General features: G+C 58.0%; 21 protein-coding genes and 1 pseudogene. 11 read left to right on the top strand and 11 right to left on the bottom strand.

What is annotated here, in order from left to right; all coding sequences use genetic code 11:
• Nucleotides 1–145 precede the first annotated feature (145 nt).
• The 11 genes from AC1VNY_RS05320 to AC1VNY_RS05270 form a co-directional block, all read right to left on the bottom strand.
• A complete protein-coding gene (locus AC1VNY_RS05320; protein ID WP_482404404.1) occupies nt 146–982 on the bottom strand; it encodes an SDR family NAD(P)-dependent oxidoreductase in 837 nt (278 codons plus the stop codon).
• A gap of 611 nt (nt 983–1,593) precedes the next feature.
• Entirely contained in the window at nt 1,594–1,800 is a 207-nt protein-coding gene (locus tag AC1VNY_RS05315) for a hypothetical protein (RefSeq protein WP_482404403.1), read from the bottom strand.
• Nucleotides 1,800–2,909, bottom strand: a complete 1,110-nt coding sequence (locus tag AC1VNY_RS05310) for a nodulation protein NodZ (RefSeq protein WP_482404402.1) — start codon at nt 2,907–2,909, stop codon at nt 1,800–1,802. The genes AC1VNY_RS05315 and AC1VNY_RS05310 overlap by 1 nt, the downstream gene beginning before the upstream one ends.
• Before the next feature lie 168 nt (nt 2,910–3,077).
• Nucleotides 3,078–5,105 (bottom strand): carbamoyltransferase family protein, encoded by a 2,028-nt coding sequence (locus AC1VNY_RS05305; RefSeq protein ID WP_482404401.1) that lies wholly within the window; start codon nt 5,103–5,105, stop codon nt 3,078–3,080.
• A 275-nt stretch (nt 5,106–5,380) separates the two neighbouring features.
• The gene (locus AC1VNY_RS05300) at nt 5,381–6,172 is read right to left on the bottom strand and encodes an ABC transporter permease (protein WP_482404400.1); all 792 of its coding nucleotides are present in this window, start codon (nt 6,170–6,172) and stop codon (nt 5,381–5,383) included.
• Nucleotides 6,173–6,175: 3 nt separating this feature from the next.
• Nucleotides 6,176–7,093, bottom strand: a complete 918-nt coding sequence (gene nodI / locus AC1VNY_RS05295; RefSeq protein WP_482404399.1) for a nodulation factor ABC transporter ATP-binding protein NodI — start codon at nt 7,091–7,093, stop codon at nt 6,176–6,178.
• A 1-nt stretch (nt 7,094) separates the two neighbouring features.
• Nucleotides 7,095–8,804 (bottom strand): nodulation protein NodU, encoded by a 1,710-nt coding sequence (nodU, locus tag AC1VNY_RS05290; RefSeq protein WP_482404398.1) that lies wholly within the window; start codon nt 8,802–8,804, stop codon nt 7,095–7,097.
• A gap of 14 nt (nt 8,805–8,818) precedes the next feature.
• Nucleotides 8,819–9,448, bottom strand: a complete 630-nt coding sequence (gene nodS / locus AC1VNY_RS05285; protein ID WP_482404397.1) for a nodulation methyltransferase NodS — start codon at nt 9,446–9,448, stop codon at nt 8,819–8,821.
• A 12-nt stretch (nt 9,449–9,460) separates the two neighbouring features.
• The gene (nodC, locus tag AC1VNY_RS05280; protein ID WP_482404396.1) at nt 9,461–10,834 is read right to left on the bottom strand and encodes a chitooligosaccharide synthase NodC; all 1,374 of its coding nucleotides are present in this window, start codon (nt 10,832–10,834) and stop codon (nt 9,461–9,463) included.
• 16 nt (nt 10,835–10,850) lie between these two features.
• A complete protein-coding gene (gene nodB, locus AC1VNY_RS05275; RefSeq protein WP_482404395.1) occupies nt 10,851–11,510 on the bottom strand; it encodes a chitooligosaccharide deacetylase NodB in 660 nt (219 codons plus the stop codon).
• Nucleotides 11,507–12,139, bottom strand: coding sequence for a NodA family N-acyltransferase (locus AC1VNY_RS05270; RefSeq protein ID WP_482404394.1), 633 nt, complete (start codon nt 12,137–12,139; stop codon nt 11,507–11,509). Before AC1VNY_RS05270 ends, nodB begins: the two co-directional genes overlap by 4 nt.
• Nucleotides 12,140–12,989: 850 nt before the next feature.
• Between AC1VNY_RS05270 and nodD1 the strand changes: the two genes are divergently transcribed.
• From nodD1 to AC1VNY_RS05215, 11 genes and pseudogenes are all read left to right on the top strand, one after another.
• Nucleotides 12,990–13,934, top strand: coding sequence for a transcriptional regulator NodD1 (nodD1, locus tag AC1VNY_RS05265; protein WP_482404393.1), 945 nt, complete (start codon nt 12,990–12,992; stop codon nt 13,932–13,934).
• 624 nt (nt 13,935–14,558) lie between these two features.
• Nucleotides 14,559–15,554, top strand: coding sequence for a transcriptional regulator NodD2 (gene nodD2, locus AC1VNY_RS05260; protein WP_482404392.1), 996 nt, complete (start codon nt 14,559–14,561; stop codon nt 15,552–15,554).
• Between the two features lie 616 nt (nt 15,555–16,170).
• On the top strand, nt 16,171–16,380 hold the full coding sequence (locus AC1VNY_RS05255) for a hypothetical protein (RefSeq protein WP_482404391.1): 210 nt from the start codon (nt 16,171–16,173) through the stop codon (nt 16,378–16,380).
• 122 nt (nt 16,381–16,502) lie between these two features.
• Nucleotides 16,503–17,219 (top strand): MerR family transcriptional regulator, encoded by a 717-nt coding sequence (locus AC1VNY_RS05250; protein ID WP_482404390.1) that lies wholly within the window; start codon nt 16,503–16,505, stop codon nt 17,217–17,219.
• Nucleotides 17,220–17,460: 241 nt separating this feature from the next.
• On the top strand, nt 17,461–18,612 hold the full coding sequence (locus AC1VNY_RS05245) for a branched-chain amino acid ABC transporter substrate-binding protein (RefSeq protein WP_482404389.1): 1,152 nt from the start codon (nt 17,461–17,463) through the stop codon (nt 18,610–18,612).
• A gap of 659 nt (nt 18,613–19,271) precedes the next feature.
• Complete coding sequence (locus AC1VNY_RS05240; protein ID WP_482404388.1) at nt 19,272–19,454, top strand: hypothetical protein; 183 nt, start codon at nt 19,272–19,274, stop codon at nt 19,452–19,454.
• A gap of 60 nt (nt 19,455–19,514) precedes the next feature.
• Nucleotides 19,515–19,772: pseudogene (locus AC1VNY_RS05235) on the top strand (transposase); the annotation flags it as partial.
• 165 nt (nt 19,773–19,937) lie between these two features.
• Nucleotides 19,938–20,966 (top strand): LLM class flavin-dependent oxidoreductase, encoded by a 1,029-nt coding sequence (locus tag AC1VNY_RS05230; RefSeq protein ID WP_482404387.1) that lies wholly within the window; start codon nt 19,938–19,940, stop codon nt 20,964–20,966.
• Nucleotides 20,967–22,082: 1,116 nt separating this feature from the next.
• Complete coding sequence (locus tag AC1VNY_RS05225; protein ID WP_482404386.1) at nt 22,083–22,457, top strand: NolY; 375 nt, start codon at nt 22,083–22,085, stop codon at nt 22,455–22,457.
• Between the two features lie 968 nt (nt 22,458–23,425).
• Nucleotides 23,426–23,725 (top strand): hypothetical protein, encoded by a 300-nt coding sequence (locus AC1VNY_RS05220; protein ID WP_482404385.1) that lies wholly within the window; start codon nt 23,426–23,428, stop codon nt 23,723–23,725.
• 699 nt (nt 23,726–24,424) lie between these two features.
• Nucleotides 24,425–25,150: an outer membrane protein gene (locus tag AC1VNY_RS05215; RefSeq protein ID WP_482404384.1), complete on the top strand. Its 726-nt coding sequence runs from the start codon at nt 24,425–24,427 to the stop codon at nt 25,148–25,150.
• Nucleotides 25,151–25,231 lie beyond the last annotated feature (81 nt).

The raw sequence follows: 25,231 nt of genomic DNA, 5'->3' as shown, positions 1-25,231 counted from the left end.
ACATAGAAGGGTAACACCTTTTCATGGCACGACGGTAACCTTACAGTGGCTTGATTTCATTTTTTTCGGGATAGATGCGCGACGTCAGCGTAGAACACGAGCTCCAGCGCTGACGCTCAAGCTAGCTGTTTGCCAGGCTTGCTCATCACAGATGTTGCCCACCATTGATCGGCACCTCGGCCCCCGTAACATAGCTTGCGGCATCCGAGCATAGGAAGAAGATGACCTTGGCCACTTCGTCGGGTGTTCCCACTCTGCGCAACGGGATGTTTGGCACGAGACGCGCTTCCGTGTCGGGCGACAACATGTCCGTCCTGATCTCGCCGGGCGCGATCGCGTTCACGCGAACGCCATGCGGCGCATAATCGTGGGCCATTTCGCGTGTGAGACTCGCAAGCGCAGCCTTCGACGTCGCATAGGCGCTGCCGGCAAACGGGTGCACCCGCGAACCAGCGATCGACGTCACGTTGACAATCGATCCTGACGCGGCCCTTAGCTCCTCAAATAAACCCTTCGCCAGCAGGATCGGGGCCACGAGATTCAGATGGAACACTCTCATCCAGATTTCGGTTGACGTCGTCAACGACGTCAGCCGGTCGCCATCGGACGTCTTCGGCGAGACGCCGGCATTGTTCACTAGTGCGTGCAAGGGTGCGCCCGCCAAGCGTTCCTTAACCTGCGCGACCAAGCGTGGCAGCATTTGATAATCGCTAAGGTCGACCTGGACATGATCCTCGCGCCCGGAGTCCCACGGGCACCACTCGCCATCGAACGGCTGGCGCGCGCAAGAAATGATGCGCCAACCGGCCTCCGAAAACAGCTTGGCAGTGGCATGCCCAATTCCGCGCGATGCCCCAGTGAGCAACATCGCCTTCTGCTCTCCCTGGTGGAGGCGGGCTTTATCGGCGCGAAAGGGACAGCCCAAGTGTGTCTCGGGCAGCGGACCTGCGACCAGATCGTCATTTGGCAGATCGAGACCCACGCCCGCCTCCTCTCCTGTAGCGCCGCTGGCGAACGCGTAGCAGGATTTGGGCCACTACGATGCACGCAAAGACGCTCCGGTTTTGCGTCCTAATGTCGCGCACGCCAAAGGCTTGGCGGATTCGCGACATGGTGCGTGTGCTTTGCGACATCGACGGTGCATCATCCACACAATGCCTGGAGCACTCTCGGTCACTGCTAGGACCAGACACCAAGCCGCGCTCTCGTGATCGAGATCCGAAGGAGCGAGGGATAAAGAACGCTCCTCGTCGAGGCAACGATCGGTCAGGACGGTGGAGACACCCAGTAGCCGTGTCGATATGAAACGAAACCTGACGCTCCAACTCCATATGTTAGGTTTTCTCGCAACTGATACCGAGCTCATCGCACCACATCGCTGCGCTGATTGGTTGCGCGATCACGAGCTGGGACACTGAATGTCCAACTCAATACTCGAACCCGAAGGGTCAGTCTGCGCGAGCGAGTGGCGGCCGCTGCAACGGAACTCACCGGCTCAACGTAACCTCCTTCGAAAACTTAACCCGCGATTGGCCATCGAGAAGCTTCACTTGCGGGTCCTCGCGAGGCCAGCCGAGGACGATATCCACCTCCTTAGCGCGGTGGCAGTCCGCTAATGCCGCTCTTGTCAAGATCGAGCTTCAGCGGACGGCATTCGGCCACCGCATCTTGCTTTTCTCCAGGGCAAGGGCACGTTGGAGCGTCGGTTTGGGCAATCAATTGCCGCCCCGAAACATAGTGGTAGTACTGCTCGATGCAAAAAGTGGCCATCAGATCGATGAGGCGGGTCACGACCTTCATCAAGCCACCAGCTCCTGTGAGGCTTCTTCAATCAAGATCAATCGGCTCGGATCGTTTAAATCGAATTCTATAACGCGTGGCGCAAAGAGGCGCGCGTAGCGCGTGAAAGCGCTGGTCGGAGGGAAACGGATCACGGTATCGCATCGTGCAAGGAGATACATCTCGATGAGAGCGGAAAAGCCGCCCTCGGCTCCGAGCGCCGCGCTGTGCAAAGGTCCGGCCTGGGGAGCCTGGAAGCGCTTTGGAATCGTGAAAACATCGGGAAAAATCGCTGACACCTTCTCAAGGACGAGCGCGCTGTCCGTGCACAGGAAAGCCCTGACAGGTTTTTCATGCGATAACGCCTCGGCCTTGTCGATCGCATTACAGACCTGTCGCAAGGCACGCTCGGGATCAGCCCAGTAGGGCGCATGCCCCATAATATCCTCGCCGTTGCCGTGCCGAACATGAATGCCGATCACGCTGTACGGCTCAAAGTGCTCACGGAAGATGGCGTCAATCCGCCCCTGAACTTCGGATCGCGGCTTGATGCTCCGAAAAATCTCTCGTTCAGCCTCCTCATCGCAGCGCCACATCAGGCAGGCATCACACACAACCGTATTTGCATCGCTATCCTGCTCGCTTTGGAACAGTTGATCCAGTTCATCGCGTTCTTGAAAAATCTGCTCGTCTGGCCGATAGGTGCAATCAAGAGTTGGCCTATTCCACCATTGCGGGAAGAAAGGTCCCGGAAATGAGCGCTGATTGATCTGGTCGTCGCAGATTACCCGTACGCCGGCAATCTCTTGAACCGGCTCGAAGAAGACCGGAAAGGCGTTGGTGAATGGTTGATCGAGATAACAGGACCCCCGCCAATCGATGACCAGCTTCCGTCCGGTCCGCTGGGCAAAACGCCACGCTGCAGCCAGCGACCACAGGCAGTCGCCCAAGCCCGTACGTCGTCGGGAAACAACGAACCGATCATTTTTCCAACCGCCAGGCATTTGCATTGCTTCCTTCCGGACTCCTGGTTGAACAAGAGACGTCATTGGAGACACCCCACATATGGTCCTGGCCGATGTTATGGTCGGCGCTTGTGCTGCTCGCGCGTTGCGTCGGTAGAACTTCATAGCAGCGCTATCCTCGTAGCGGGTTCCCTCAACGCTTGCCTCTTCTCTTCTATTAGAGCTGTTGCGCCGATATACCCGATTTCAACCGGATGCCTCTTGTGCCCTATTCCACTCGACCTAGCCTCCTGTACATGGAGGCGCAGCCTTGGCCATATACATGATCGCCGGTTATGCTTCGCCTAGCGCTTTAATGTGGACGCAAGCGGCGCGTGGCGGATGCAGCCGAACGCCCCGCTGTTCCCACAAGAGCCGCAGTTCCTTGACGAGATCTTCGCGCCGGGGCTGGTCCAGCATAGTTGTGTCGAGAAGCCAGCCGAGCGAGGCCTCCCCCTCGATCCGCACCAGCAGGTCGAAGAGCTCATGCGAGATACGCATGCTCTCGGGCCCCGAATGTCCGATACGGATCTCGCAAACCGTTTCCTGCCGATCTTCCGCTGTGTAGGCGCGAATACGATGAAGGGATGCATACGGAGGCAATGAAACGCCCAGTGTACACCAATCGCGCAGTGTTGCCGGCCGCTTCTTGACGAGGAATGGCCCAACTACAAGTCCGTCCAGGTCGGTCGTCAAGAAGGTGACGATGGCGTCTGAAACGGAATCGACGATCGGCTCGGCATTGTTGTTAAAGGACGTGTTTAGAAGAACCGGGATGCCGGTTCGCTTCTTGAATGCATTAATGACATCCCAATAGGCAGGATTTGTGTTGCGCGAGACCGTTTGCAGCCGAGCAGTTCCATCAACGTGCGTGACCGCACCGAGCACGCCATGGTGGGCCGCACGCACACGAACCACGAAGTTCATGAAGGGAAACTCCCGCTTGCCGCCTGGGAGCTCAAAGAACTCGCTTGCATCCTCCTCCAGCACTGACGGCGCAAACGGACGATAGCCCTCGCGCTTTTTGACCATCGCGTTTATCCGGTTCTTGTTTTCCGCCGGCCGCGGGTCGGCGAGAATGCTGCGGTTGCCAAGCGCACGCGGCCCGAACTCAGAACGGCCCTGAACCCAGCCGATGACAGCGCCATTTGCCATCCAGTCCGCTGCACTGGCTGCGATGTCATCACTACGTTGAAAATCGAGGTGGCCGGACCATGCAATGAGCTCGCGTTCTATGGCATGCTCGGTCCCGAGATCGGGTCCCCAATAGACGTCCGACAATCGCTCGCGCGGCGCGGGCCGACCCAGCTCGTTTGACATCATCAATGCAGCGCCGAGTGCGCAACCGGCGTCGTGCGCCGCGGGCTGGACGAAGATGTCGTCGAAAAGCCCGGAATAGAGCAGCTTACCGTTCATCGTGCAATTGTGGGCTACGCCTCCCGCCAGGCACAAGCGCTTCATGCCCGTCGCTTCGCGATGATGCCGCAGGATATGAAAGATGATCCGCTCCAGCGCTTCCTGCAGCGAAGCGCTGATGTCTCGATGCTGCTGCGTGAATGCCATCCCCTTTCGCCGGACCTGGATACTGCGGATCAAGGCCGGGCCGATTCGATCCAGATGTACCCGATAACCACCATTGTCCAACAATTCGTAGAACTGCGCGAAGAGCTCGCGATAGGGAGCAGGGTCACCATAGGGGGCAAGCCCCATCACTTTGTACTCGTCGAACAACCCGTAGCCGAGATAACGGATCGTCTCGAGATAGAACAGCCCCAGAGAGTTATGTTCTGGAAAGCTTACGAGTTGCGAAATTTCGGTGCCAGACCCCACCGCCAGCAGACCTGAGAGAAAGTCCCCGCCGCCGTCGACCGCAAAGATCAGGCTTTGCTCAAATCCAGACATGGCAAATGCGCTCGCGGCATGCGCTTCATGGTGATTTACGAAGGACACGCGCGACGCATCGACGTCGGTGCCGAATTCCCTTGCCAACAACTGGCGTAGCAACAGTTTGGCGTCCAACGGCACTGGCTGAGAAACAAACAGCCGCTCCAGCATGGTATTGCAGTAGGCTTCAGTCGCGTAGAACGCGATGCGGTCGATCTCGCCTAGCTCAACTCCTGCAGTCGAAAGGCAGTATCGGATCGAGTTGCTTGGGAACTTGTTGGAGTGCTTGACTCGATTGAGGCGCTCCTCTTCGACAGCAGCAAGCACACGGCCATCCCGCACGAGCACCGCAGCGCCATCGTGCAAAAATGTATTGGGCAGCTCGGGCGAGTTCTGATAGATTCTGTCCAGACCGCCACTCACTCCGAGACACAACATTCCGCTCTCCATTTAATCATGACAGGAAGGCCAATCGCCCTCCCAACTAAATCGTCTGTACCGTCACGCTCCTCGGCCACGCGGGCCAGGCAGAACAACCAATGCTCTTGCGAAGTCCGCCCCGGCGCCGAGCCGGCTCCGCCTGTTTAGGTGCTCGGCGTTCCCGCACCGTTCGACCGATCCGGCGGCGTACGCCCGGCTTGTTATAAAGCCATTGCGACTGCTCCTGTCGCAGCTCACGCTGCCTCAACCAAGACAGAGCATTGCGAACTCCGTCAACGCAGCAGACGGCGCCGAAACAATGCCGTCGACACAAAGAAAGGTAATACCGCGTACATGCAGAGCGCACCGACGTGGAAGGCAGCGCCGGCGCTGGCCGGGCGCTCCAGCATCGTCGGACGAATGAGATCGACCGAATGCGCCAACGGCAACAAGCCGGCGACCTGCTGAAAAGAGCTCGGCAGTTGGCTCATCGGAAAGACTGCGCCACACAGAAACACCATGGGTGTCAGGATTAGCGTCTGGTAAAACACGAAGTAGTCGTAACTTGGCGCAAGAGATATGACGACCATCGCCAGACTTGCGAAGACAAGGCCGGTCAGTGCGACCGTCGGCATCGTATACAAAATGGACGCCCAGGACGCATAACCCAGCGTCGCAGCGACAATCCCGATTGCTGTTCCTGCCAGAACAGACTTGCTGGCCGCCCACACCAATTCGCCCAGAACGACATCGCCGAGCGTGAGTTGTGTGGACAGGATTGCTTCCCAGGTTCGCTTGGCATCCATCCGAGCAAAGGTTGCATACATGGTTTCAAAGGTCGCGGACGTCATGGCGCTGGTCGCGACCATGCCAGCCGCCAGAAACGCGATGTACGAAGTCCCGTCAACGCGGCCCACGATTAGCCCAAGACCAAAGCCAAGGCCGAACAGGTTGGTTATGGGATCTGCGAGGTTGCCGAGAACAGATGCGAGTGCGACTTTCCTCCATGCCAGGAAGTTTCGACGCCATACCGCGATCCAGTTGTACGCGTTAGCCGGCATCAACGCCGCATAACTTTCACCCATCGCTCATTTCTCCATCTCGCGCCCGGTCAGCCGCAAGAACACGTCCTCGAGATTCGGCGGCCGCTGCAGAATGCGAAGGCCCGCTCGGCCGCGCAGCTGCACACGTACCTGCTCCGGATAGGGCGCAAAGCAAAACAGCGTCTCTCCACTCACTTCGATGTGCCGAGCATAAGGCCTGAGTGGTTCAACGAACTCATGTGGATCACCGCCATAGATCTCGACCACGTCGCATCCGATATGCTCGGCGATCAAGGCGTCCGGCTTTCCTTCGGCGATCTTGCGTCCACTCTCGAGCACGCAAAGCCGATCGCATAGGCGTTCGGCTTCTTCCATGAAGTGCGTGGTGAGCAGGATTGTCTTGCCACGCGCAAGCAGAACGCGCAAACGTTCCCAGATCAGGTGGCGCGCGTGCGGATCCAGGCCGGTCGTGGGCTCGTCCATCACGAGAAGATGCGGATCATTGATCAGGGCACGCGCCAGTGTCAGCCGACGCTTCATTCCGCCCGACAGATGCGCGACGCGCACGTCCGCCTTGCTTTCGAGCCGCGCAAACGCGAGCAACGAGGGTACGATCGTCTCGATCTTGCGAGCACTCATGCCGAAGTAGCGGCCAAATACCAGCAGGTTCTCGCGTACGGTGAATTCGAGCTCGAGATTATCGAACTGTGGCACAACGCCAATCCGCACACGTGCCACACGAGCGCGTGATGGCACAGGCTCATTGAGGACTGTAATCTTGCCCGCGTCCGGCGAGATCATCCCGAGCAGCATGCGCGCGATCGTACTCTTGCCGGCCCCATTCGGCCCAAGCAGGCCGAAGCATTCTCCGCGCGCGACCGAGAACGACAGCTCATCGACGATGATCTTATCGCCAAATGACTTTCTTACGCCGGCAAGGTCGATTGCGGTGGACATGTTCATCTTAGGCCGACAGAAGCCGTTCAGCGGACGTTGGCTTGCTTACGACCGTTTTGGTCCAGAGCAGACCGTCGCACCACACATGCTCTACGCGCCCCCATTGGCAGGCGGCGGCCGCGTCCGGGAAGAATCCTCGTCCGTGGAGGTTGGCACTCGTGTTGCAAAGCAACGGAATGCCCGTGAGCTGTTCGAACTCGACGAGCAGCTCGGCGATTTTGTGGGGAGAGTTGCGGGCGACTGTCTGCAACCGCGCAGAGCCGTCCAGATGGACGATAGCAGGGACTTTGTCGCGCCACTCCGCTCGGGTCTGGTGATCGAACAGCATATAGGGATCTGGCGTCCCGGGGCTGAAGATCTCAGGCGCCCGATCCTCCAGGCAAATCGGCGCCACCGGCCGGAAATGCTCGCGGCGCTTGATGTCGTTGAGATGATCCTTCATTGCCGGCGAGGTCGCCGCTGCGAGAATGCTTCTGCCACCCAACGCCCGCGGCCCAAGCTCGGCGCGTCCCGAAAGGAAGATTACGGGCGTGTTGTCGGCGAGAATGGCCGCAAGCTCACGGAGAGTGCATGGCGCAGCCTCCCATTCTGACGGACTTTCGCTGGCCTGCAGCGCCGGACCACTGTAGACTGACCATTCCAGCGGCCCGAACCCCTTTTGTGCCGCCATCGCGCTGCAAGCAGCGCCAATTGCCGAGCCGCTGTCATTTGGAAACGGCGGCACCCAGACATCGTCGAACAATCCCGTCGCGCGAAGCGCACTGTTCCACTTGATATTGAGCCCGCACCCCCCGGCTACGCATAGGTTTCTCGAGCCCGGAAGCGACGAGTGCCGCAGCAGAACCATCGCGATTTCCCGGACAAGAAGACGCTCCAGGAATACATGAAACGACGCCAGTACGTCTTCGGCTCGCTTGGCAGTCAAGCGCAGCGCGCTCGCCTCGAAAAACTCGTGCACAGCGGCAAGCGAGGCTTCCGCATTGTTGATGTCCGCGCGGTAGCGACGGGCCTGCTCCGTATCCGCAGCGAAGCGCTTTTCGTAAAGCTCCTGAAACACTGCCACGATGGTTTCGTCGACAGAGCCAAGGGCGATATAAGCCATCAGCTTGCCGGCGATGCCCAAGTCCCAATTAGTGCGATTCGGCTGCCTGTAAGGCCCGAAATGAAGGCCCGCGGCAGCATAGGCATGACCGATCATTGGAAACAGACTGGCAATGAGTCGCGCGCCTTGAGGTTCGACATAGTAGAGACGTGGAAAGATGCAGCCATCCCATACCAGACAGAACGCGGGTTTTCCGGCGCTGGCAAACGGGCTGGTGCTGTATGCCGAGGCGACGTGGCCCGTGACGTGCGGGTAACTCTTATAGGGAAACACCTTGCCGCCGAGGATCAGGCCATAGCCATCGACCGAATCCAGAAGGCCCTCGGCATGGCGCTCGACATATGGCGCCCCCTTCAACGCGATCGGAACCGCACCACTGAGAACCTGGAACTGCGACTCGATCTCTCCATCCCAGCCGTCGATGACGAACTGATCAATATCTCGTGGATCTAAGCCATGCTCAGCCAATGCGAGTACGACTGCATCGAGGTTATCGACGGATTGATACCGTGGATTGTTGCCACGCTTCTCTTGCTCTGTGCAAAAGACAAGCTGCCCGTCCTCGACGACAGCGATTGCCCCGTCATGTGTTAACTTGATGCCACAGATGCGCATATGACCCCCTGGCCCTAATGACCGTAATTTGAATGTTCTGACGAGTTAGTCGGCTTCCGGAACAGCACGAGCAAACAGTCTTCGTTGACCGACTCTGTATGGCAATGAAGACGCTCGATCTCGGATAGGCTTTCATTGAAGAGAGAAATCACTGTTTCAGCACCGGCAGCGTGCCCCCAGCGTCGACACGGGGCATCACGCGCAGATCCGAACACCAAAGCGCCATTTGGTGCAAGCATACCCACCAGGTTGAGGATGGCTGCGTGCATCTCGGCGATGTCCTTGAGGTAGTAAAGAACCTCGGCCACGACGATCAGATCAAACTGCTCGGCGGTCGAGAACCGCTGAATGTCGCAGGTTATCCACGCGATATTTGACCACCTTTTGGTCCGCTGGCGAGCACGCTCGATCGCCTGCGGCATGACATCGACCACGGTGACCCTTTGGCAGTGCGGCGCCAGCATTTCGGTGAATGCGCCGGCCGCACATCCGACTTCGAGGGCATGCACAACGTCGCCGTTGCAACGCGACAGCCGAAGCATCTGCGCGTATCGCTCCTGCTCGAACGAATTGCTGTCGAGCCGCCATGGATCATCGACAGACAATTCGCGCTCCAATAGCTTATAGTTCTTGTCCGATGTCACGGGTCATTCAACCTATTTGTAGGCGCTCGATCGATCGCGACCGCAAGCACTCTCGGTCGCCGCCACGCTCGATGCACGGTGCGAAAGCCCAGGCTTACGAATTGCGGCAGAGCTCACACCACTTTTTGCGGAGCTCATTCCGGCGGCCGAACGCGGGATGACAGCTATATTTTCTCCATCGCTTGACACCATGACTTTACGCGACAGCCAATCGCTATTGCTCAATGTACAAAGCGCGTAGGCTTTCAACGGCAACAAGAGAAAGATATTGATGGGTGTGTGAAGCGAGAAGCCGAGAAAGCGAATATCGCGAGCACGGAACGCTGCCACACTGCACCGGACCATCGTCATGGCCGCAATCGTCAGCACCGTCCACCAGGCCACCGACCCGTCGATGACGAACTGTGCGAGCGCAGCCAGTGATGACAGGGCGAGAAGCAAGGGGCCGAGATTTTGTCCGACAACGTCGAGCGTCAGATAGCGATCCAACTCGGGCAGCAAGCGCAACGCAAGAAACGTGTCCCGAAAGGTACTGCGCGCCCAGCGAAGTTGCTGTCGCAGATATGGTCCAAGGCTGTCCGGCACCACTGTTGCTGCGATCGCGTCGGGGACATACTCGGTTCGAAACCCCGCCTTGAGCATGAGGATAGTTAGATGACGATCCTCGCCGAAATCACTTGGCTTACCACGGAAGAATTGCGTTTCGTATTGATCAAGCAACAAGGCGAGCGCAGAGCGACGATACATGGCACATGGCCCGCAGCAACACATCACCGCGCCGAAGCGTGCCTGTGCCGCGCGCTCTTCGTTGCAGGCCAACCAGTACTCCATATCGATCAGCTTGGTCAGCCAGGTTTCGTTGCGATTGCTCGCTATCAACTGCCCCATGGCCGCGCCGACGTCAGGGTCTTGCATCTTCGATACGAGCTTCGTGACCACGTCGACGGCAATTATCGTATCCGAGTCGACGTTTAGGACCAGATCGCCGGAAGAGCTCCGTATCGCAGCAATCTGCGCCTTCCGCTTTCCGACGTTCTTGGCCATCAAGATGATGCGAAACCTCGGATCGCTCGCATAGATTTTGTGTACGGGTTCCACAAGATCGCGATTTGCGGATCCGTCGTCGACCACAATGACCCGCAGTTTTCCGGCGTAGTCTTGACTTGCAATCGACGCGAGGCATTCGGAGAGTGTGTTTGGGTCCTCATTGAAACAGGGCACGATGACATCCACGCTGGGCAGAACCACCCCGGCTGGTTCGAGATCGTTCTGCGGCGATGAGGGATTTGTCGGCTGAGCGTAAAGCGCCTGCGCGCTCTTGTAGATGGTCGAGAGCAGCGCATAAGACGAGACGGCGACGGCGCTGGTTGTAGCGAGCAGATCCATGGGGTGCCAGTTTTGTTCAGTGAAGTTGAGGAAGCGGATGGATTTCGAACCCGCGCAGTTGCAGTGCCGGAATCAGATATGCCAACGCTCTCACCGTCTGTTCACGCGAGGTGGCGTTGGTGCACGAACTCTCCTCGCCGGGCGGATATCCGTCGTGCAGGAGCACAATCGCGCCCGGGCGAACAGCCGCCAGCACTGAATTCACGATGCTATCAACCCCAGGACGCGACCAATCTTTCGGATCGATCGACCAGTGCATCGCAGCGAGGCCAGCCTTGGCTGACGTAGCAAGCACGTCTTCGGTCCATATGCCGTAGGGTGCCCGTATGTGCCGGGGCAACGCTTGCGGGCATGCCAATCGGATTGCCCTACTCGCCGTTAGCACCTCATCATGTATCTCCGCTGCTTCGCATCTGGACAGATCGGGATGCGTCATCGTGTGGTTTGCAACCTCGTGCCCCTCGGCGATCATTCGTCGAATGAGTTCAGGTTGGTCGGCCGCATACGTGCCGATAACGAAGAAGGTCGCGGGGACCCGATGTTGCGTCAGCACATCGAGGACTAGCGGCGTGCAAAATGGATTGGGCCCATCATCGAAGGTCAAGTAGACCGAGCGACTTCCGCTAACGTCACCGTAGTTGCGTCGCACCGCAGATAGGGGGATGAGTTCGTTCACAGCTCGGGCCCGTTCCGATCGATAATCGTTCCGGCCGGCCACTCGCCCATTGAGCGCCCCACCGGAAACACCACCACGAGCACGTCTTCGATGCGGATCGGCGACATATTGGGATAGACATCTGGCTGGGTGGAGCGGACGCGAATGCCAGACATGAGGGTTGCCAAGCCCTGCCTTCCGACCAGTCTGGTGAGATGCTTCTCAAGCGCAGGCCGGACCGTACCAAAGCCGAACGGCACCCCAAACTCCTGCAGCGCAGGATACATCACGCGCATCGAGTGGCTAATTCCAAGCCCCTCAAGATCTGGACGCACGGCATATAATCCAAGTTCGGCCACGAGAAGATCGACGCCGTCAATCTTGATGAAGCGGCGTAGTAGGCCGATATGAGCAGCGACGCCGCGCGCGTCGTAACCGATTGCGCGCACTTCAGGCCTTGCACCGGCCCAACTTCGATTACCCTCGAATGGCTGCGCATTGAACGCACCGGTCGGCCCATAGCTCTTACGGAAGAAGTCGGCAAGCTCGGCATGATCGGCGAGCTGCAGCTCGTTTTCCCAGCGAAGACTCCACTGGACCTGAGTGCGCGCGGAAGGCTCTTCCGCAGACGGGGGCACGGCAATATTCATGGCGGCCTTCTCTGCGCCAGTGGGGATGAGAGCGGATATGGTCACGTAAGACACTCGCTATTCGCCGAACCGTTGATCAATCTGGAATGTGTTGGCATGCGGCATCCGCGCTCGACTTTGCTCGCCAGGCCGCGCGAGAGCAGACCGAATCGGAATGGCGCCATCGTTGGCGGCGAGACGATCGCGCAGCTCGCGCGTGTCGTTCCGGCAATGCCATGGTCGACATATGCCCGGACATCCCAATGAGGCGATAGGGTTGTCCAGACTCTATCGGCATCCTGGGGGAGCTCCGCCGCGCCCAAGATCACGATCGGCATGAGCGTCTCTGACGGCTGGCCATCGATGCATGAAAGCTCATCGAGGGCGCACGCGGCGAGCACCAGATCAACTTCGGTCCTATGCATCTTCGACCCGCCTTGTATTGCGATGGACAGGCGCGCCATTTGGCCAGTCGCCGGAAATATTCGGCATCTGCGATCTGCGCACGCCGCTTGGTCGCGACACTAAGGTGAGGCTGAGCACGCCCTCAAGTGTACGCGGGTAAACGGCCGATATGGAAAGGGATGGAACACACATACGAAGGTTTATCGGCGCCTGCCTAGCGTCGCATCGCGTGAGAGTCGCACCTACAAGAGGCGCAACTCGCGTGCGGCAGAGATAGCCACTTCGCACACGGAATCGGCAGGTGCTCGCACGTCCAGGATTTCTTCTCGGAGCCCGCGTACGACCAATAGCCATTGTGGCATACCTAATTCATTTTCCAAACTGATGTTTGCTATCCAACCTTCCGCAGTTTGGTAAAATCGATTGTTTCGATAGAACACATCCACACGATGGATAGACTCACGACATGCGGTTCAAGGGACTTGATCTAAACCTTCTCGTTGCGCTCGATGCTCTGATGACGGAGCGCAACCTCACAGTGGCGGCGCGCAAAATTAACCTGAGCCAGCCCGCCATGAGCGCAGCGATCGCGCGGCTGCGCAGCTACTTTCGCGATGAATTGTTTACGATGAGAGGTCGCGAGCTCGTCCCGACACCCGGCGCGGAGGCGCTTGCGGGTCCGGTTCGCGAGACCCTGCTGCACATCCAACTCTCGATCATCTCTCGGGATGCGTTCGATCCGACCCTGTCGAGCCGGCGCTTCAGGGTCATTCTCTCCGATTTCATGACAATCGTGTTTTTTCGGAGAATTGTCGATCGTATCGCACAGGAGGCGCCTGCGGTGCGCTTCGAATTGCTGCCATTTTCCGATGAACCCGGTGAGCTGCTTCGCCGCGGCGAAGTGGATTTTCTCATCTTGCCGGAATTGTTCATGTCGAGCGCGCATCCTAAGGCGACGCTATTCGATGAGACCCTCGTATGCGTGGGATGCCGCACGAACAAGCAGCTATTGCGACCACTTACATTCGAGAAATACAATTCGATGGGGCACGTCACCGCCAAGTTCGGACGGGCGCTGAGGCCCAACCTCGAGGAGTGGTTCTTGCTCGAGCACGGCTTGAAAAGGCGCATCGAGGTTGTTGTGCAGGGCTTTAGCCTGATTCCGCCCATATTGTTGGACACGGGCCGTATAGGAACAATGCCTTTACGTCTCGCCAGACACTTCGAAAAGCGAATGCCCCTGCGGATCGTGGAGCCACCGCTCCCCCTGCCCACATTCACCGAGGCCGTGCAGTGGCCTGCGTTCCACAATACTGATCCGGCGAGCATTTGGATGCGGCGGATACTGTTGGAGGAGGCCTCCAACATGGCATCTGCGCATCGGGAGCCCCCAACGCGCAGGCGCTGCTAGGTTTAAGCGCTCCGCTCCGCGAGATGCAAACATCCTACTCGTCATTGGACGAGCGTGGCGGCTTTCTCATTTAACTTCCCGGGCGTCATGCAGCAAAACGCACGCGCGAGCTGTAAGAGATTGCCGGCTCGTGCGCCTAGTGATCCCGCAAAGCATGGTGTAGTGCGCTTGCAGGCAAAGTTCCGACACCATCGCGCGATCTTTTTGGAGCACGATCGCATTTGGTGACCGCCAATTAAATCGCTTGAACCCGACCTTGCGTCAGGTTGTAGTTTTACCTCCTGACCAACGTTGCGCTGGCGGACGTCGATGGAGCGCATCGGGCGAACTCATGGCTATGACGGGATAGGCACTCTGGCTGGCTTGCCAGTGGTGACTCGACTGATTCGAGTTGCGAGAGCGCCCGGAACCAACAAGCTCAATCAGGTTGGCCCTGCCCAACGGGCCCTAGCCCTAGATTGTCGTCCCAAATCCACGACGCGCCATTCTGCGATGATCCGCGAGCTTTTCTGCGATCGCACGAGAGGAACGGAGTTGATGGGGGCGAGCCAATGACGCCGCTTCAGATGCTGCCGTTGTCGCTTATTGTATGCACCGTAAAGACATCGCCTCGGATAATAAGATATGCGTTTCAACGGCCTGGACCTAAATCTTCTCGTCGCCCTTGACGCTCTAATGACTGAGCGCAGCCTTACCGCGGCAGCACGCAAGATTAATCTCAGTCAGCCGGCCATGAGCGCAGCCGTTGCCCGGCTGCGTTCCTATTTTAGTGACGAGTTGTTTGCGATGAGAGGCCGGGAACTTGTCCCGACCTCACGCGCTGAGGGATTGGCGGCGCCTGTTCGCGAAGCCCTGATGCACATCCAGCTCTCCATTATCGCGCGGGACGCGTTCGACCCGAAGCAATCGAATCGGCGGTTCAGGATCGGCCTTTCCGATTTCATGACGGTCGTATTTTTTCGACATGTCGTCGAGCGCGTCGCGCGAGAAGCACCCGCCGTCAGCTTTGAACTGGTGGCGCTCTCCGATGAGTGCGATGAGCTTCTCCGGCGCGGCGAGCTTGATTTTGTCATCCTCCCGGAACTATTCATGTCCAGCGCGCACCCGCGGATAGCCCTGTTCGAGGAAAGGCTCGTGTGTGTAGGCTGCGGCACGAACGGCGAGCTACGGCGGCGGCTTACATTCGATCGATACATGTCGATGGGCCATGTTGCGGTTAAGCTCGGAGTTGCGCGCAAGCCTCCCATCGAGGAGTCGTTCTTGCTCGATCGCGGTCTGAACCGACGCATCGACATTCTCGTGCACAGCTACGGCATGATCCCGCCCATGCTGATGGGCACGAGCCGGATAGGAACCATGCCTTTAAGGCTCGTTAAGCATTTCGAAAGAACGATGCCTCTTCGGATCGCTGAGCTTCCACGGCCGTTCCCAACATTCACCGAAGCGGTCCAATGGCCGGTCCTTCAAAACAGCGATCCGGAAAGCATCTGGATGCGAGAGATACTGTTGCAGGAGGCGGCTCGGATGACATCTGCGAGTGATGACTGCTCCATGATATACGCTTCAGAACAGGCGGACACTGAAGGACGCCTGACGAGGGTTGCCTCGCGACTATCGTGATTCAAGAACGTGCACGCCCCTATATCCGGCTGCATGTCTCTACAGCCGCACTTTAGACTTCTCCTGATCTAACTCGTTCTTGGATCATCAACGTCCAGCGGCTTCGCTGCCAACGGCAATCATGACGTTGTCGCGAGATTTGCAAGTTGGCATCCCATCCGACGTGATGGTGACGGTTCGAGTCACCTGTTGCGTTGTTTCAAAGGGCCCACCCACACGTCAGAAGCGGCGCACCAAGCGCTCGATACATTGTACGAGCCAGGCCCCGCCTTTGAGCGCGACCTCACGCAGCGGCGTCGTGTACGTGAGCAAGATCGGCTCGGGGCTCGCGCCGTCCGCGCTCAGAGCCAGTCGTGCTCCTAATGCGCGGAGCCGATTCGCTCGCCGACCCGCACGTGACGCGCGGCCAGCGCGCCGAGCGATTGTACAGATGACGGGAATCGCTCGTGCGATATTGCAAAACACCGGGCGCCTGTGTTGCCGTGTCGCATCAGCTTAAAGCGCCCTGCATGTTTATCGCTCTACGCCGCTGATCTGACTTGTTTTGGCCCTACCGCGGCCAAACGTCTTGACGACGTGCGCTGCCTTGGCGCAATGACAAACAAGGAGCCGACCGTTGGAACAGTACAGCGGCGTATTCGATCCGGAAGAACTCTCTGCCTTAGGAAGCCTCTTTGATGGCGCAATCAATGCGTTACCGCCGTCGATGCGAACGCCTGAAAATCGAACGGCAGTCGCCAAACTCATCTTGGATAGTACAGAGAGCGGCGCGTCTAGGCTGGCATGCCTGATGAACTTGTTGATCACCATTTCACCTAAGGGTTGATCGCCAACCATTCTGAGGATAGTCACCATCTCTTACGCTGGAATGGAAGACGATCCAGCTAGAGCTTTGAAATAGCTTGAATCATACGTGACGTCAGGTTGTAGGCTTTGAAATTGAACAACATGAGCAAAGCTACACCACGAAGGCGTCGATGGCGCATTGGCGAACTTGCAGAGGCGACCGGAGTGACGGTACGCACGCTGCATCATTACGAACATACCGGGCTCTTGGCCGCATCGGAGCGTACAGATGGCGGTCACCGGATGTACGATCGTGAAAGCGTCCAACGGGTTCATCAGATTCGCGCGCTACGTGAGCTTGGCTTCTCCCTTCACGAGATACGCAAGGCGATGGAGGGCACGACTTCACTCATTGATCTGCTGCGCACACATTTGGAGCGGATAGAACTTCAAGTCGCTCGAGCGACCCTGTTGCGAGATCGTTTACGCGACATGACGACAGGCAGTGAGATCCAGGTAAGTGTAGATGAGCTGCCTGCCACCCTGGATGCGATGTCTAAGGTCCAGACGCGTAGTCAGACGTCGTCCCGGTGTACGTGCAAATTGGCTGTAGAGCGCGAGGAGCGGTGGCGGCGAATCCGCGACGAACTGCGTGATTGCATGGATCGGGGCGAACACCCTTGCGGTGAGCGAGCGAAAGCTGTGGCGGTTGCAGCGCGGCTGCTGATCAGGGAAATCGCCGGAGCCGATTCGCGCGTTTCGACGATCCTGAAGGTCCTTGCGCGGTTGAGTGCCCCGCGCAGTCTGGCTGGTTGGGATCCTACTCTCATGCAGTATCTCGACCTAGCCCTTGCCGGGCTGGAGGATCAGCCGTACTGACGGCTTGGGCGCAGGCACGCGCGCAGCATCTCGCGGATCTTTCCGCCGAAGCCATGGTTGGATAGTTTCTCACAAAGGGGCTTGAACCGCACGTAACGTCAAATTGTAGGCTCTACCGTGGTCGCGGTGTGGCCAGCTGACGCGCATGACTCCGCGTGACAGAAGAAACCGCATCGAGGCTGGACGCAAGTCGAACCGCGAGCGCTGGCGGTGCACTTCAGCTGGGAATTGGAGCTCTACAATGTTGGGTCGGTGTTACGCTTTAGCTGCCAGTGCAGCACTAGTCTTCTGCGCCGCCGGCTCGACTACGCGCGCCTCCGACGTCAATATTGCCGTGGCTGGTCCCATGAGCGGAAGCAGCGCAGCGTTTGGCGCACAAATGCGCGGTGGAGCGGCGGCCGCCGTCGAGGCTTTGAACGCCTCGGGCACACTTCCCGATACCAAGCTGATATTGACCGTCGTCGATGACGCTTGCGATCCAAAGCAGGCCGTCGCAGTTGCGAATAAGCTCACAACCGAGCGCGTCAGGCTGGTCGTTGGTCATTTTTGTTCTTCTTCGTCGATTCCGGCCTCCGACGTCTACGACGAAGCAGGCATCATTCAAATGTCACCTGGCTCGACAAATCCTCAGCTGACAGAACGTGGCCTTAAGATGGTGTTTCGGATTTGCGGCCGTGACGACCAACAGGGTCTCGTTGCAGCTGAGTACATTCACGCAAATCACCATAACGAGACGATCGCAGTGCTCGACGACAAGAGCACGGCGGGTAAGGGCATTGCCGACGTGGTTGCGGCACAGCTTCAGAAATCCGGCGAGCACGTCATTCGAAAAAGCTATATAGCCGGCGAAAAGGATTACGCAGCACTGGTCTCAAGAATGAAGAAAGATGGGGTGCGGGTCGCCTATATCGGCGGCTATCATACCGAAATTGGACTGATCGTACGCCAGGCGTCAGAAGCAGGTGCTGGCCTCATCGTCATGGCAAACGATCCCCTGATGACCTCTGAATTCTGGGCCATTACCAGCAGTGCGGGAAATGGCACATTGTTCACCTTCATGCCCGACCCCGTCAAGAATGCCAAAGCGGCCGGCATCGTGGCCAGACTCAACGCTGCCAACCTATCAGCCGAAGGATACACGCTTTACGCCTATGCAGCAGTCCAAGCATGGGCAGAGGCGGTGAAGCGGGTCAGCTCTCTCGATGCTCGACGAGTGGCTAGCGCACTTCGCTCGCGGCCGATCGATACCGTGATCGGCCCAATACTGTTTGATCTTAAAGGAGACAACGCGGCTCCTGGATTTCTCGTTTACCGCTGGCGCGACGGGCATGTTGAAGCCGTCGAGCAGGACTGGTCGGGGACGACGCGTAACCTCCCACAATTCAACCCGTGATACAGAAAATGAAACGCCCTCATGACCTTGGTGCAGCCCTACTCGCGTGCACTCTTATACTCGCGGTTTTCGGAGCTTTTTTGGCGTTCGCTGCAGCGCTGGCAGAACTGCCTGACGTCGATCCACTGGGAGATGAGTTGCGTCCGATGATAAAAAAGTAGTGCTTGTGCAAACCCTCAGTGTTGCACGACCACCTTGGCAGGCATGTCTTGATCAGTTCGAGTTTGCTCTTTTTGGCTCACCGGCTCCTCCTCAAGTAGATCTCTACGCCGTCTGCAACGGCTCGGCGGCATCAAGTGTGGTTCCTTCCCACAACGTAGCCATGGAACTCAATTTGCAACGGCAATTTGCACCATCGAGCCGGCATACCGACAGATGCGCATGCACGCTGCACTCTATGAGCAGTCGCGCGCCGCGCGAGGTCCTGCGAACAGCACACGGCAAGACGACCAATTGGCCCTCCGGCCGAATCGCTCTCCACGTGACTTGCGTTGCCATCAATGGGCTCCCATTCCCGCTCTCCGCCGCCGCACTGGAAGGCTCGTTACCGTCCTCGCACAGCAATGCCGACATGCAAGGAAAAGCTCCACCTTGGAGCGATCCGCCGTCAGGCCGGCCGCCGCGACATGCTAATGGGCGGGCTACATGCGAGCCAGAATATGCTCGACATCAATGTGATCAGCCATGCCATCGGCGTCCGCATCTTTGGGCGCCGTTATGCCTTCGCGGACAACCTTCGGCCTGTCGGGCCTGAAAGGCAGGAAGTTGCAGCCGACTTCGCTGAACTTGACCCTTCTGGAGTCCCCTCCGCCCCAAGCGTCGTGCTGGCGCGTGGCAGCTGACCTCTTATTGGCAATTTTCTCCAGCTGGCGTGCAAGTCCTCCCCCGAGAAGGGCGGACGGATGAAGCGACCGAGATTCACGGAAGAGCACATTATCGCGATACTGAGGGAGCATGAGGCTGGCGCGAAAGCGGCCGATCTAGCTCGTAGGCACAGGATCTCTGAAGCGGCGATCTACAATTGGAAAGCCAAATTTGGCGGCTTGGACGTTCCTGCGGCCAAGCGATTGAGGGCCCTGGAAGAGGAAAACGTGAAGCTAAAGATGCTTCTGGTGGAGCACATGCTCGGTGTGGCGGCCCTGCGCGAGCTCCTGTCAAAGTAGTGATCAGACCGCCATTTGCAGATTCTCATGAGCTGATCACATCGTGCAAGCTCAGGCGGCACCCACCGAAGAGATAAAAGCAGTCGAATAACGAACGATCCGTCTTTGAGACCGACGGCATCAGGCAACTGGGACTTCTGTTCCACAAACGGAGATGATCAAGTGAAAAGCACCCCTCCTTCCAGACTAACCTGCGGCATTTTCGACCATTTGGACGACGACGGCCGCGATGTCGCACGACAATACGAAGACCGCCTCAAGTTGGCGGAGGTGTGTGATTCTCTGGGGTTTTACGCTTATCACCTAGCCGAGCATCACTGCACCCCACATGGCAGAGGGCCGTCGCCAAATCTGTTTTTATCCAGCGTCGCGCAGCGCACCCAGAGACTGCGCGTTGGTCCGCTGGTCCTGTTGCTCAACCTCTATCATCCTTTGCGCGCATTCGAAGAGATCTGCATGCTTGACCAATTGAGCGGCGGCAGGCTCGAGCTCGGTATCGGACGTGGCTCTCTGCCGACCGAATGGGGCTATTTCGGCATCAGCGCGGACGCGGCGCGCGAGCGTTATGAGGAAGCCAGCGAAATCCTGAATGCCGCGTTGAAGGGACATACGCTATCCTATCAGGGACGATTTTTTGACCTGAGTGAGATACCGTTGACCATAAGGCCTCACCAGCGTCCGTATCCGCCGACCTGGATCACGAGCAACCGGGCCGAGTCGGTGGAGTGGGCCGCCGCTAATGGCGCCAATCTGGCGTGCCAAGGCCGCTCCTCTGCTGTTCGAAACACTACGAACGCGTTCCGCTCGCATCGGGCGCGCCTGACAGACGCCGACGATCGGGAGCCGTTTCTTGGTCTGCTCCGCATGGTCGTGATTGCGCAGTCTGACCGAGACGCGCATGCGGCAGCGGAAAGCGCCTATCAGCGATGGCTCGAGAGCTTTAAATTTGTTTACGAGCTGAACGCCATTCCGACACCACCTACTCTGCCGCTGACCTTCGACGCAGCGCTCGAGAACGAATTGTGCGTCGTCGGAGCGCCAGCTTCCGTCCGACAGCTCCTTCTTAACCACATGGAGGAAGCAGGCGCCAACTACCTACTTTGCCAGCTTGCATTTGGGGACCTTCCGCTGGAAACTTCTCTATACACCGCAACCACAATCAGATCCGAGATCATCGCCAGCTTTGGCTGACAATGACGATCCGATTTTGGCACCTCAGACAGGCAGCGCGTCGCGACCTCCATCTATGATTGGCCGTCCGGCCGCCCCCGCATATCTAGGGCCTCCTGCCTTACTCAGCAGGAGGTCCAAAGACCGATGAGAACTGAATCTCCTCGATCACCATCGTGGTGCCCTCCCGGCCGATCTCGTCGGCGGTGACGTGCACTGATTTGGAGAGCGGCTGCATGTCAAGCCAACTCTATTCATATGCCGCTGGCCGCATGCATCATCCAGGGCAGGCGGATCTCGATAGCGCCCTATCCGCGAGTTGGATGCATCCCATCAAAACTTTCGATTTTACCGTTCTTAACCAAATACCCCATAGTCAATCGCCGATTTTCGGAAAGCGCCCTCCGCGAACCACGTGTGAAAATGACTCCAATTTGCTTCGAGCATAGTCGCAGGGCATCTTCAGCCACGCGTACCTGCATCCGCAATGGGACTTCCCCGTCGTGCAACTCGCGGCACGTGCCACCCGGTTATAGTCGGATGACGTTTCGCAGCGTCCCACGCGCAATCTACCGCGTAGTCGCCGACCATATTGTCGTCATTCTAAAGGCGCTGCAGGAGATTGGATCTCACGTACTCTTGTCGGTTGGGGTCCATGCGCGCGCCGGCTAGACTTCGGACAAGCGAGGCGCGCCCTAGGCCACGGCAACCCGGATTTGTCGCAGTGAACCGCTTGCCCACACCGTCACGCTGGCGCTACGAGGGCCTTGAGGAAATACCTGGCTGTCAGCTATCTGATCAGTCCATTTGCAGGACATATTTCTCCTGTCACGCGGAGACACTGCTGCCGACTTGCGAGGCTTCGCGCTGTTACTGCGCGCGCGCCTACGTCATCGCGGTCGGGGATTCTCACTCCGCTCGCGCCCTCGGTGCTACTCGGCGCCGTCCGCCTGCAGCTGCTTCCTGCACACCTGCACCGCAGTCATCTCATTCCATGGATTGCTCGCGACTGACTGCACGCGCGCATAGCTTTCTGCAGCTGCAATTCGTTCCAGCCACGGCAGCCCCGCGAACGGGGCAAGCTACGCACCTCATTACTTAGTCTACCCTGCTTTTCAATTACTCTGGAGCAACACCGTGGAACTCGACCCTTCCAATTCACGCATTCAAGACCTGAAGCACCGCATCGACCTGCAACTCGACATCGTTGCCGCCCTCATCGGCGAAGAAGGTGACGCCCTCGACGCGGTCCGGCTGCTTAATGCACTCACAAACGAAATGATAAATGCGGAGCTTACGCTCGGTCAGCTCAGCCATTCGAGGAACGGTGGCCGCCCTGGCGACGGACAAACAGCTCGAATGTCGGCAGACGGCGGCGTCTATCACCCAGAGGACCTTCTGGTTTTGGGCCGGCTTTTCGATCAAGCAGTGGCGGCTTTACCCGAGGCTCTGCGCACGCCCGCCAACCGAACTAAGATCGCAACGTTGATTTTGTCGCGTGCCGGGGGGTGACGTTCGATTGCGTGTTCTCCACCCCGTTGACGACGCGCTGAACATCAATCATGGCTGGGCCGTCGGCGCGCTGCGGTTTTACGCGCCGGGTACCGCGGCAGGGCTCAGGATTGATTGGGCTTATTGTCTCGCGAGCGCGTCGCTTTCGTTTCCCTGACATATTGCGGCCGTCCCCATCACTGCGAAGTGCGCACGGATGCTATCGCGCCGAGACGACACGATTGACTCTCAATTCAGCTGGACCTTCTCGTCTCAAGTACTTCACAGCTGTCTTATATGCCGCAGCTAATTTCTACAATCATAGCGAATGAATGCGAATCAACATATGCGGCGAAGCACAGGCTCCGTTGCCTCGTCCAATCCAATGTTTGACGACGTGGACCCCAATGGTCCGGCGCTGGTGTTGCGGCAACACTCTTGCGTCCCGCAACGCACTACATCCCGTGCGGAACGACACCATAGAGATCATCGCAATCGCCCTGCATCTCTCACCGACTTCTCTACTGCACTCCAGTTGAAGCAAAATGTCACACCAGGGCATTCGCACGGATCGAGCAACGGAAAGACGACCACGCCGTCGACATATGTCAGAACGTCAACAAGCAACGTCCGGAATATGTCAAGCGCTTTGAAGGTAAATCGTACAGAACGGACAATACTTTGGTCCTACCGCTTCGTTTTTTGAGGCTACGAATGTGGGAAAGGTTTCGTCCGCTACGGCCGTGGCGCCGACCAATATGGATCGCGCTGCTTGTTTTTTCAGAATCGTTTGAATTGAGCTTGGCATTACCTCGTTCGGTCATCCGCGCTTCAATAAGCGTCTATATAAATCTGATTGAAGCGTCGAGAGTTGCTTGATGCGCGAGCGCGCCGGCGGACCGATCTCTAGCCTGCTTGATAGGCCACCGGGCGCTCGGTGCTTCGAACCCGCTACTTCTTCGCGTTCAAGATATCGATTGGAGTTTGAGATGGATCAGATCTCATCCGAGCAGATGCAGGCGCCGGAAGCTCTCGCGAGCGTCGCATTTGACAAGGCGTGGCGCTTTGTCGAGAAGGATCCGCTGCTGGCACATAATCACAAGACAGTGCTTCATAACCGATTGCGAGCGTCCCTGGAGTATTCGATAAGGAACGGCGAACGGAATACCTTGCATCTGGCGAACGAGGCGATACGCAAATTGCGCGCGGAACTGGCAGCCTCAACCAAGCAGCAAGATCGCTCCGCGACAAGAACGATCAGCAATGTCACGGCCCGCCCGCCGTCTTAGGTAGCAGCTGAGCATTCTCGATATACCGTTGTCGAATTATCTCTCCACGACCATTCTGCGCCGAACCGCATTCTCAACCAATGTAGCTCCAAGCGCTGGACCAGTCGGCTAGAGTCAGAGCAAACGGCGACGAGCCGGGACAAGCTCGCTCTTCCTTGGCACTTGTGCATACAAAGATTTCATGCCCTACACTCGAAACGAGCTTGTACAGCTTCAGCGTAATGCCTCGTTTAGCGCGGCCGCATTCGCAAGGGCGGAGCAAAATAGCTACTAGGCCAGCCACGCCGCGCTTTTATGATTTTCCTCGGGTGCACAGAGGCCGTCGCGCATCGTGCAAGAGTTGCGGTCGCCGCGGTCGAGCCAGACCAGTCGTGGATTTAGCGGGTTTGCCGAAACCCACATACGGTTCCGTCATATCGTCGGTCATCACCCACGGATCATTTTCGATGAAACAATACGTTGGCCGGTCCATTGCCTTTCATTCATTCGGGGTTGCGTGCTTCGGTTTGACGTTCGCTCATTTTGCGCGCCTCTCGGATCAGGGGAGTGTGACGGCGATGGATATGCGCTGGACAATCTCACGCAGCGTTCGATTCAACCCATTTCTTGCGAAACAATGTTGTGCTGCAGTTACAGCAATTCGCGACGATGTTGTTAAGACGCATAGCGCCGGGGGGCATCAAAAGGAACAACACTCGAATGAAGAATTTGCTGATTCTGACTGCATGCATCGGCGCACTCGCTGCGGCCGCTCCCGCATTAGGCGCGGACTTTGCCGCGCAACCCCTCAACGTCAAGGCGCCTCCGCTGCCGGTTGCAGTCCCAATTACCGACTGGACCGGCTACTATGTCGGTATCAATGGCGGCTGGGGATCGAGCCGCAATTGCTGGGATTTCAATGGCGTCACTCCCGAGGGCTGCCATAATTCGGCTGGAGCCACTATCGGTGGCCAGATTGGCTATCGTTGGCAGATCTTCAATACGGTCTACGGCATCGAAGGTCAGGGCAACTGGGCCGATTTCAGCGGCTCAAATGTCAGCACCGCCTTCCCCGCAGACGTCATTGGCACCAAGACGGATGCGTTCGGCTTGCTCACCGGTCACATCGGCTACGCGTTCAATGCCGTTCTGCTCTACGCTAAGGGCGGTGCTGCGGTGACCAGCAACACCTATCACATCAATTCAGTGACTACTGGAGCCAGGATTACCAGGAACGACGACGTGCGTTGGGGTGGTGCACTAGGCGCGGGAGTCGAAGTCAGCCTCACGCCGACCTGGTCGGCTGGCGTTGAGTATGACCACTTGTTCATGCAGGGCAGCAGCGTGCTCTTCCCAACAACCGGCGTCGGCGATCGCGTCCACCAAGACGTCGATCTCATCTCGGCACGGCTCAATTACAAGTTCAGCCCGGCGTTTGGCAGATAGTGATATCCACACGCTTGTGGCGTCGAACCGAGATCCCCGACCATCGGCCGGGGGTTCTTTCTTCAAGTGCTTTTAACCAAC

This window comes from Bradyrhizobium ferriligni, assembly GCF_056837965.1.
The sequence above is the reverse complement of the archived record's forward strand: the minus strand, read 5'-3'. Positions and strand labels throughout refer to the sequence as shown.